The 10,090-nt window shown below is 68.1% G+C and carries 3 protein-coding genes and 1 pseudogene; 2 read left to right on the forward strand and 2 right to left on the reverse strand.

Going from position 1 to position 10,090, the window contains the following annotated elements; translation table 11 throughout:
* Positions 1-10 precede the first annotated feature (10 nt).
* On the reverse strand, positions 11-6,283 hold the full coding sequence (gene pks2 / locus ACX9NE_RS26190) for a sulfolipid-1 biosynthesis phthioceranic/hydroxyphthioceranic acid synthase (RefSeq protein ID WP_459364511.1): 6,273 nt from the start codon (positions 6,281-6,283) through the stop codon (positions 11-13).
* A 661-nt stretch (positions 6,284-6,944) separates the two neighbouring features.
* Here pks2 and ACX9NE_RS26195 point away from each other — a divergent pair.
* Both ACX9NE_RS26195 and ACX9NE_RS26200 read left to right on the forward strand, forming a co-directional pair.
* Positions 6,945-8,201, forward strand: a complete 1,257-nt coding sequence (locus ACX9NE_RS26195) for a saccharopine dehydrogenase family protein (protein WP_459364510.1) — start codon at positions 6,945-6,947, stop codon at positions 8,199-8,201.
* A gap of 175 nt (positions 8,202-8,376) precedes the next feature.
* Entirely contained in the window at positions 8,377-9,591 is a 1,215-nt protein-coding gene (locus ACX9NE_RS26200) for a permease (protein ID WP_459364509.1), read from the forward strand.
* 15 nt (positions 9,592-9,606) lie between these two features.
* On the opposite strand, the pseudogene ACX9NE_RS26205 reads toward ACX9NE_RS26200, so the two are convergent.
* Positions 9,607-9,864 (reverse strand): annotated as a pseudogene (locus ACX9NE_RS26205) (ISL3 family transposase); the annotation flags it as partial.
* Positions 9,865-10,090: the final 226 nt, after the last annotated feature.

Raw genomic sequence — 10,090 nt, forward strand, 5'->3', positions numbered from 1 at the left:
TGAAGCCCGCTCAGTCCGCCGATTCGGCCGTCAGCGTCTCCGACAGGTGCTGCCCCAAGGCGCGCGCGGTGTTGTAGGTCGCGATGGCCTTCGGGGTGATCCGGATGCCGGTCTCGGCCTCCACCCGGGTCCGCAGCTCCAGGTTTCCCAGCGAGTCGAGGCCGTGGTCGGCGAACGGACGGTCGGGGTCGACCGCGCGGCGCAGGATCAGGCCGGTCTGCTCGGCCACCAGACGGCGCAACCGGGCGGGCCATTCCTCACGCGCCAGGCCACGCAATTCGGCTCGCAGCGTTGAACTTTCGGCCCCGTGCTGGTCTCCGGCGGCCTGGAAGGCCTCGGCGAACGGGCTGCGCGCAACGAGTGCGGCCAGCCAAGGCGCGCCCGTCGTCGGAACGTAGCCGGTGTAGCCGCGGTCGTAGCGCAACAGCGTCTCGAAGGCTTGCGCACCCTCCGGCGGGGCGATCATCGTGGTCCGGCCGCCTGCCGCCAGGAACGTCGCCCGACCGATCTCGCCCCACGCCCCCCACGCGATGGTGGTGGCGGGCAGGCCCTGCCTGCGGCGCCAATGGGTGAACGCGTCCAGCCAGCTGCAGGCGGCGGCATAAGCGCCCTGACCGGCCGAGCCGAAAAGCGCGGCCACCGAGGAGAACGCGCAAAACCAGTCCAGCGGCTGCCCGGCGCTCGCCTGGTGCAGGTTCCACACGCCGTTGACCTTCGGCGCCCAGTCCCGGTCGATCAGCTCATCGGTGATGTTGGCCAGGGTGGCGTCCTCGACCACCGCCGCCGCGTGCAGCACACCACGCAGCGCGAGCCCGGAGTCGGTGGCCGCGGCGACCACCCGTCGTGCGGTCTCGGCCTCGGCGATGTTGCCGCTCTCCACCACGATGTCGGCTCCGGTCGAACGCAACCGCTCGATCGCCTGCTTCGCCTTGGGAGTCGGGTTGGATCGGGCGGTCAACACGATTCGCCCGCAACCCGCTTTGGCCATCTCGGTGGCCAGGAACAACCCGAGGCCGCCCAGGCCGCCGGTGACGATGTACGCGCCGTCCCCGCGGAACACCGGGGCCTGCTCCGGCGGCACCACCGCGCGTGTCTGGCCCGTGCGCGGCACCGTGAGCACCAGCTTGCCGGTGTGCTCGGCCCCGCTCATCACCCGGATCGCGGTGCCGGCGTCCGACAACGGGTATTCGGTGATCTTCGGCAGCGGCAGATCGCCGTCGGCGACCCGCTGGTACACCGTTCGCAACAGCTCCTGCAATCGCCGGGGGTGTGTCTGCGACAGCAACGCCAGGTCGACGGCGTAGAAAGTGAGGTTGCGACGGAACGCGAACAATCCCAGCCGGGTGTCGCCATAGATGTCGGCCTTGCCGATCTCTACGAATCGGCCACCGTAGGCCAGCAGGTTCAGCCCGGCCCGCTGCGCGGCACCGGTCAACGAATTGAGCACGATGTCGACGCCGTAACCGTCGGTATCGCGGCGGATCTGCTCGGCGAAGTCGGTACTGCGCGAGTCGTAGACATGCTCAATTCCCATGTCGCGCAATATCTGCCGACGTTCCGGGCTGCCGGCCGTCGCGTAGATCTCGGCGCCCACCAGACGGGCGATCGCAATCGCGGCCTGGCCGACGCCGCCGGTGCCCGAGTGGATCAGCACCTTGTCCTCGGCCGTCATCTGAGCCAGGTCGCAAAGCCCGTACCAGGCGGTCCCGTAACCCGTTGCGGCGCAGGCGGCCTCGCCGGCGCCCAGACCGGGCGGCAGCGTGGCGACCAGTCGCGCGTCGCAGGTGACGAAGGTGCCCCAGCAGCCGTTGGCGTAGCCGGAGAAGCCGCCCACCCGGTCCCCGACCGCAAGGTGGGTGACGTCGGCGCCGACCCTGGCCACCACGCCGCCCAGGTCGAATCCCAGCTGATGCGGCCGGCCCTCGAGGTCGGGGTAACGGCCCAGTGCGGCAAGCACATCCAGGAAGTTGAGGCTGGACGCGTCGACCGCGATCTCGACCTCGCCGGGGCCCGGCGTCGTACGCGCCAGGGCGATGAATTCCAGGGTTCGTAGGTCACCGGGGTGCCGAACGGTGGCCCGCATGCGGTCGGATTCGTGGTGGACGGTGGTGAGCCGGCGCTCGTCCGGACCCAGCGGCGTGCAGCGCAGCCGCGCCGTGTACCGCTGCCCGCCGCGCCAGGCGGTCTCGTCCTCGGGCGAACCGCTGAGCAGTTCCTGGGCCACCTGCTCGATGTGGTCGTCCTCCTCGAGGTCGATCTGGGTGGTGCGCAGCTGCGGATTCTCCGCGCCGACCACTCGGAGCAACCCGCGCAATCCAGCCTGGACCAGGTTGGGTTCGTCGTCGGGCAGCACGATCTGTGCCCGCCTTGTCAGCACGTACAGGCGCGGCGGCTCACCCGGCATCTCGGGTAGCTCGCGGATCATGCGGACGACGTGGCGGACCTGCTCGCGACCGCCGAGCAGCCCCTGCTCGTCGGGCTCACCGGCGGGCGGGGGGCAGACAACCACCACACCCTCGAGCCCACCACGCACCGCTTCGGCCAGTCGCGCGGTATTGGCGGCCCGGTCGGCGTGCTCCGGCCAGCTGAGGGTCGTGCACTGCGCACCAAAGGATTTCAGCGCGTCCGTCAGCCTCGACTCAAGAAGGTCGGCTTCGTTGGTGTTGATCAACAGCCAACCGCCAACGGCCCGCTCCGGGCCGGACGGCAACGCCTGCTGCTGCCAACCGATGGTCAGCAACCGCTCGGCCATCAGCTGGTCGGCTCCCCCGCCACTGCTGCCGATCCGCAGGCCCTCGACCGCCAGCAGCACGGCGCCGCCCTCGTCGAGCAGGTCCAGATCGACCTCGAACGTGGAATCTTGGTGGGAGCCCTGCTCGGAGACGACCCGGAGGTGACAGTACTTGGTGCCGCGCGTCGGGGCGTAGCGGCGCAGCCGCTTGACGCTCAGCGGCAGCAGCACGCCGGCGTCGGAGGCGTCCCTGAGAGCCGGATGCGCCATCACCGACTGGAAGCACGCGTCCAGCAGCGCGGGATGCACCTCATAACCGGACTGCTGCGACCGGACGCCGCTGGGCAGCACCACCTCTGCGACCACACTGCGGCCCTTACCTTCGGCAGTGCGCGCGGATATCAGACCACTGAATGCGGGACCGTAGTGAATACCCCTCTCCCCGAACGACTCTCGTAGTGTGGCGCCGTCGGCCCGTTGTGGGTGAGTGGCCAGCAGCGCGGCGATGTCGCGTCGCGGGGGGCTAGCACCGGCCGGGTCGCTCGCGTGCAGGACCGCCGCGGCTCGCCGGGTGCGTTCACCCTCGCGTTCGGTCTCCACCACGAACGCGGCAACCCCCGCGTCCTCAACAGAAGCCACCGCGCTCACCGAGGTCTCGTCGTCGAGCATCAGCATCTGCTCGAAACGAACGTCGCGCACCTCCGAGTCGGGCCCCAGCACGACCGCGGCGGAGGCGAGCGCCATCTCGCAGAAGCCTGCGCCGGGAAACACCGGGACGCCATTGACTTGGTGGTCGGCGAGCCAGGGCAGCGGCGCCGTGCCGATCTCGCCCTGCCAGGCGTGCCGCTCCGGTTCCTCGGGCAAGCGCACGTGCGCGCCCAGCAACGGGTGCACCGCCAGCGTGGATTCGCCGTGTGACCGTGAGCCGTCGGGCTCGACGAGCAACCGCTGGTGGGTCCAGGTCGGCAGCGGGGCATCCACCAAACGCCCGCCCGGATGCAGTACCGAGAAGTCGATGTCCGCGCCCGCCGCGTACAGATCGGCGAGGAAGTCGCGCAGCCCGTGCGGGACGGGCTGTTCGCGCCGCAGTCCGGCAAGGGCCGCGACGGCGATGTCGGCCGCGGCCGCGGTCTGCTCCACCGCGCGGGTGAGCAACGGGTGGGGTGAGGGCTCGCCAAACACCCGGTGCCCGTCGTCGAGGGCGGCCTGCACCGCGGTCGCGAACTTCACCGACTGGCGCAGGTTGTCCACCCAATAGCCGGCGTCGAATGCCGGCCGCTCACGCGGATCATCAAGCGTCGCAGAGTAATACGTGACTTTCGGCGTCATCGGCCGCAGGTCGGCCAACTGGTCGGCCAGGTCGGCCAGGACCGAATCGACCTGAGACGAGTGCGACGCAACGTCCACCGCCACCTCGCGGGCCATCACCCCGGCCGCCTCCCACCCGGCGACCAGGTCCCGCACCGTTTGGGTCGCCCCGCCGATGACGGTCGAGTTCGGTGAGGCGATGACCGCCACCACAACGTCGCTCACGCCGCGGGCGGCCAGCTTGTCGCGCACCTGCTGGGCAGGTAGCTCCACCGAGGCCATCGCGCCCGCACCCGCGATGCGCGCCATCAATTTCGAGCGCCGGCAGATCACCTTGGCCCCGTCCTCGAGGGACAGCGCCCCGGCGACGACCGCGGCTGACGCCTCGCCCAGCGAGTGGCCGATGACTGCGCCGGGCTGCACGCCGTAGGCCCGCATCGCGGTGGCAAGCGCGACCTGAAAGGTGAACAGCGTCGGCTGAACCCGGTCGATGCCGGTGACGGTGTCGGGCGCCGACATCGCCTCGGTGACCGAGAATCCGGACTCCCGGGCAATCAACGGCTCGGCCTCGGCGACGGTCGCGGCAAACACCGGCTCATTGGCCAGCAACTCTTTGCCCATGGCCGCCCACTGCGAACCCTGACCCGAGAAGATCCACACCGGCCCACGATCGTCGCGGCCCGCCGCCGGCGCGAACGGGGCCTCGCCGTCGGCGATCTCCCGCAGCCCGGCGGTCAACTCATCGAGGCTTTCCGCGATCACCGCCGCGCGAACGGTGCGGTGCGCGCGCCGGCGCGCCAGCGTGTAGGCCAAGTCCGAAGGGGCGACGTCTTTATGGTCGTCCAGCCATTCGGCCAGCCGGTGCGCCGTGCGGCGCAGTTCGCCGGTGGACGTGGATGACACCGGGAACAGCAGTGGGCCCGAAGCGGGCGTCTCGCCGCCGGCTTGTGCGTCGGGGGCCTGCTCCAGGACTGCGTGCACGTTGGTTCCGGACATCCCGAACGACGTCACCCCGGCACGGCGCGGCCCGCTGCCCTTGTCCGGCCACGGTGTGACCTCCTGTGGCACGAACAGGCCGGTCTCCAGTTGCTGCAGCTCGTCGGGCAGCCGGGTGAAGTGCACCATCGGCGGAACCACCCCGTGCCGCAGCCCGAGGATGGCCTTGATCAACCCGATGGCGCCGGCCGCCCCCTCGGTGTGGCCGAGGTTGCTTTTGGCGGAGCCCAGCGCGACGCGATTGCCGTTGGCGCCGTACACCTCTGTGAGGCTGGTGAATTCGAGTGGGTCGCCGACCGGCGTTCCGGTGCCGTGGGCCTCCACCATGCCGACGGTGGCCGGGTCCACCCCGGCCGTCTGCAGCGCGGCGCGATACACCGCCGCCTGTGCGTCCGACGACGGCGTCGTGATGGTCTCGGAGCGGCCGTCCTGATTTGCCGCGGTGCCGCGCACCACGGCCAGAATCCGGTCGCCGTCGCGCAGCGCATCGGGCAATCGCTTGAGCACCACCACGCCGCAGCCCTCCGAGCGGACGAACCCGTCGGCGGCAACGTCGAACGTGTGGCAGCGACCGGTGGGCGACAGCATGCCCTGCGCGGACGCGGCCGCCGAGACCCGCGATTCCAGCAGCGCCATGGCCGCGCCGGAGACCGCGAGATCGCTCTCGCCCCGGTCCAGGCTCTGGCACGCCATGTGCAGCGCCACCAGGCCTGATGAGCACGAGGTGTCCACGGTGATTGCCGGGCCCAACAGCCCCAGCCCGTAAGCGATACGCCCGGACGCCATGCTGAACGGCGTGCCGGTGAAGCCGTAAGCGTCATCGAGGGCGCCGGCGTCGGTGGTCAACACCGTGTAGTCGTGGTGGCACAGCCCCACGAACACGCCGGTCCGTGAGCCCGCCAAGCTCGGCGGGACGATGCCAGCGTGCTCGATCGCCTCCCAGGACGTCTCCAGAAGCAGTCGGTGCTGCGGGTCGATGGCGGTCGCTTCGCGCTCGCCGAAGCCGAAGAATGCGGCGTCGAAGCCGCCGATGTCGTCGATGAACCCACCCCACCTGGACACCGAGCGGCCTTTCAGCCCGCGCTCGGGGTCGTAGTGGTCATCGACGTCCCATCGGTCGGCGGGGATCTCGGTCACCAGGTCGTCGCCGCGTAGCAGCGCCTGCCAGAAGGCCTCGGGCGAGTCAATCCCGCCGGGGAGCCGGCATCCCATTCCGATCACCGCAATGGGGGTTACGCGTGATTCCATCGCCTGCTCATCCTCTTCTCAGCTCAACTCTTGCCGCTCCTGGGCGGCACGCAGATATTTCTCATTTGTGTTGGAATCCGACAGCGTCGCCCTCGCACCCCCCACCCCGGGCCAGGCTCGGGGCATCGACGCAGGATCACACTTATCCCCGGCAAGGATAGTGGCCCCACCCATGGGGAATACCGGAAGACAGAAATTTGGTCACTGAACCACCAAGGCTCGATGCACACGTGATTATCGGTGTGCAGTCACAGAGGCGAGTGTATCTGCACCGTAGTGCGCGGTTTCGCCCTCTGAACCACCTTGCCCAAGCAAGGAGGGTCCTGACCCGGGAAACGAGGACGCAGGCATGCCCGGTGCGCGGGCAAGGTCGCAGGCCTAGCCGGGTCCCGGGAACCCGAAAGCTGTGGGCAACGGCACGTCGAGCCGGCCGCCCTCGGCTGAGTCCGGTGGCACAACACCGCCACCTCCGCATCAACAACGCCGGCGTACCCCCACGGATTCGAGGCCGGGTTTACGATGCATCACCGACCACCCTGGTGGAGAATCATTATTCCGAATCTCCGCCAAGAGCGGGCAGTCACTCATACCGGACGCATCCGTCCCGGCCTACCGCGCGTACAGCAAACCGCCCCCAGCCTGGTCGACTAGTGTCGGTCCGGTGAGCCCAACCGAGCGTGAGTTTGACATCGTCGTGTATGGCGCCACTGGCTTCTCCGGCAAGTTGACCGCCGAATACCTTGCACGCCACGGATCAGACGCGCGGATCGCGCTGGCCGGCCGCTCCCGCGAACAGCTGCTGGGCGTGCGCCGGTCACTGGGCCCCGCCGCGCAGGATTGGCCGCTGATCGTCGCCGACGCGTCGGAACCGTCGACGCTCGAGGCGATGGTCAACCGGACCCAGGTAGTGCTGACCGCGGTCGGACCCTATGCGCGCTACGGCCTGCCGCTGGTGGCTGCGTGCGCCAAGGCCGGAACGGACTATGCCGACCTCACCGGTGAATTGATGTTTTGCCGAACCTGTATCGACCTATACCACAAACAGGCCGCCGACACGGGGGCACGGATCGTGCTCGCGTGCGGATTCGATGCGATCCCTTCGGATTTGAATGTCCATCAGCTCTACCGCCGGGTGATCGAAGACGGCACCGGTGAACTCTGCGACACAACTCTGCTGCTGCGCTCGTTCTGGCAGACCGGGGCCTCCGGTGGCTCGGTCGCCACGTATCTCGACGCGATGCGTACCGCATCCAGTGATATGCAAGCCCGCCGACTCATCGACGACCCGTATACGCTGACTACGGACCGGGGTGCAGAGCCCGAATTCGGTGCGCAGCCGGACTTTCCGTGGCGCCGAGGACGCGACGTGGCGCCCGAATTGGCGGGGTTGTGGCTCGGCGCATTCGTGCAGGGCCCATTCAATAGTCGAATTGTTCGACGTAGTAACGCATTACAGCACTGGTCCTACGGCAGGCGGTTCCGCTACTCGGAGGTGATGAGCCTGGGCCGCTCCGTTGCGGCCCCGGTCGCTTCCGCGGCTGCCACCGGAGCTATTCGGGGCTTGTTTCGGTTGGGCAATACGTACTCCAGCCGATTGCCACAACGATTGGTGGAGCGCGTCTTGCCAAAGCCAGGCACCGGCCCGGGTGCGCGGCGCCGAGAGCGCGGCCACTACACGATGGAGACGTTTACCACCACGACAACCGGCGCCCGCTACACGGCGACTTTCGCGCAGCAGGGCGACGCCTACCAGTCGACTTCGGTACTATTCGCGGAAAGCGGTCTGGCGCTGGCACTCGATCGCGATCGGCTCTCCGATTTACGGGGCGTGCTCACCCCCGCCGCCGCAATCGGCGATGCGCTGCTGGCCCGTCTGCCAGCCGCCGGGGTGTCTCTGGGGACGACCCGGCTGAACTGAAACCGACGCCGCTCCCCACGGTCGGCACCACGGTTCGCCGGCGCTCACCTCATCTCCGGGTAAGGCGGGTGGTTTCGCTGGGCGCGCAACGACAACCATGGGTGATAATCGCCAGGACACGCCAGGACACGCCAGGACACGCCAGGACACGCCAGCCTAGCGATCGGAGAACTTCATGGCAGACAAAGTGATAGCGGCCCTCGGCCATGCCTTATCGCTGACCGGCTCGATGACGTGGGAGATTCTGTGGGCGCTGATTCTGGGCTTCGCCCTGTCCGCCGTGGTACAGGCGGTCGTCCGTCGCTCGACGATCGTGGCGCTGTTGGGCGACGATCGGCCGCGAACCCTGGCCGTGGCGGCCGGGCTCGGCGCGGCGTCGTCGTCGTGCTCGTACGCCGCGGTGGCGTTGGCTAGGTCGCTGTTTCACAAGGGCGCCAATTTCACCGCCGCCATGGCGTTCGAGATCGGCTCGACCAATCTCGTGGTGGAGTTGGGGATTATCTTGGCCCTGTTGATGGGCTGGCAATTCACCGCCGCTGAGTTCGTGGGTGGGCCGCTGATGATCATCGTTCTCGCGCTGCTGTTTCGACTGTTGGTGCGTCAACGGCTGATCGACGCCGCCCGCGAGCAGGCCAGCAAGGGACTCGCCGGCTCGATGGAAGGCCATGCGGCCATGGACATGTCGATCAAGGGCGACGGTTCCTTCTGGCAGCGGCTGTTCTCTGCAGCGGGCCTCACCTCGGTCTCGCACGTATTCGTGATGGAGTGGTTGGCGATCCTGCGCGACCTCGTGTTGGGGCTGTTCATCGCCGGCGCTATCGCGGCATGGGTCCCCGAAACTTTCTGGCAGAGCTTCTTTCTGACGAGTCACCCAACCTGGTCGGCGGTGTGGGGACCGATCGTGGGGCCGTTGGTGGCGATCGCGTCGTTCGTCTGCTCGATCGGCAACGTGCCACTCGCCGCGGTGTTGTGGAACGGCGGCATCAGCTTCGGCGGGGTCATCGCGTTCATCTTCGCCGACCTGCTGATCCTGCCGATCCTGAACATCTACCGCAAGTACTACGGCACCAGGATGATGCTGACACTGCTGGCAACCTTCTATGCCGCGATGGTGGCGGCCGGGTATATGGTCGAATTGTTGTTTGGCACAGCGGGTCTCATTCCGAATCAGCGCAACGCCATGGTGATGTCTGCCGGGATTTCCTGGAACCACACCACCTGGCTGAACATCGTCTTTCTGGTGATCGCCGCGGTGTTCGTCGCGCGGTTCTTCACCACGGGCGGAATGCCCATGCTGCGCATGATGGGCGGCTCGCCGTGTGCCGAACACTCGCACGGCGGGCAGGGCGGGCACATGCACCACGAGGGCCACAGCCGCGAGCACCACTGACGGGATACGCTGATATCAGGCTGTCCGTGGGTGTTTGGTTCGGCCGGGCAGAGCGGGTCGGTGTCCGCCGAGGGCGAGCATGGCCGGTGCGATGAGCTTCTGGGGAGCGGAATCCGAACGCAGTAGGCCGTGCTCGAGGGCGGCGCCGATGAACCGGCGTGTCGCACGATGCGGCGAAACAGCTCGACGAATACGGGAATCCGGCAGCGCCGTACCCAAGAGATCCCATTGGTCCAATGCGTATTTGCCTTCATCTCCCTTGGCTGAGAACACTGCCGCGGGAGCGACAACGACGTGCTCCCCCTCGGCGGCGCAAAACACCCACGAAAGTGTCAGAAGAGGCTGCCATCAACGTATCTCAGGCTCTCGCGGCGACCCGGACTTGTCGGTGCTCCTTCGTAGAATTCATCCATGGCCGTCAGTTCGCGTGAGGAGATCGTGGCGGTCTTCGATGCCCTCGATGCGGTGGCGGAGCGGTTGGGTGCGTTGAGTTTTGATG

The sequence above is a fragment of the Mycobacterium sp. ML4 genome (genome assembly GCF_054515735.1).

What these genes read in the sequence shown, in the direction of transcription:
- ACX9NE_RS26200 (WP_459364509.1), top strand. Translation starts at nt 8,377, where the DNA reads ATGGCAGACAAAGTGATAGCGGCCCTCGGCCATGCCTTATCGCTGACC.
- pks2 (WP_459364511.1), bottom strand. Translation starts at nt 6,283, where the DNA reads ATGGAATCACGCGTAACCCCCATTGCGGTGATCGGAATGGGATGCCGG.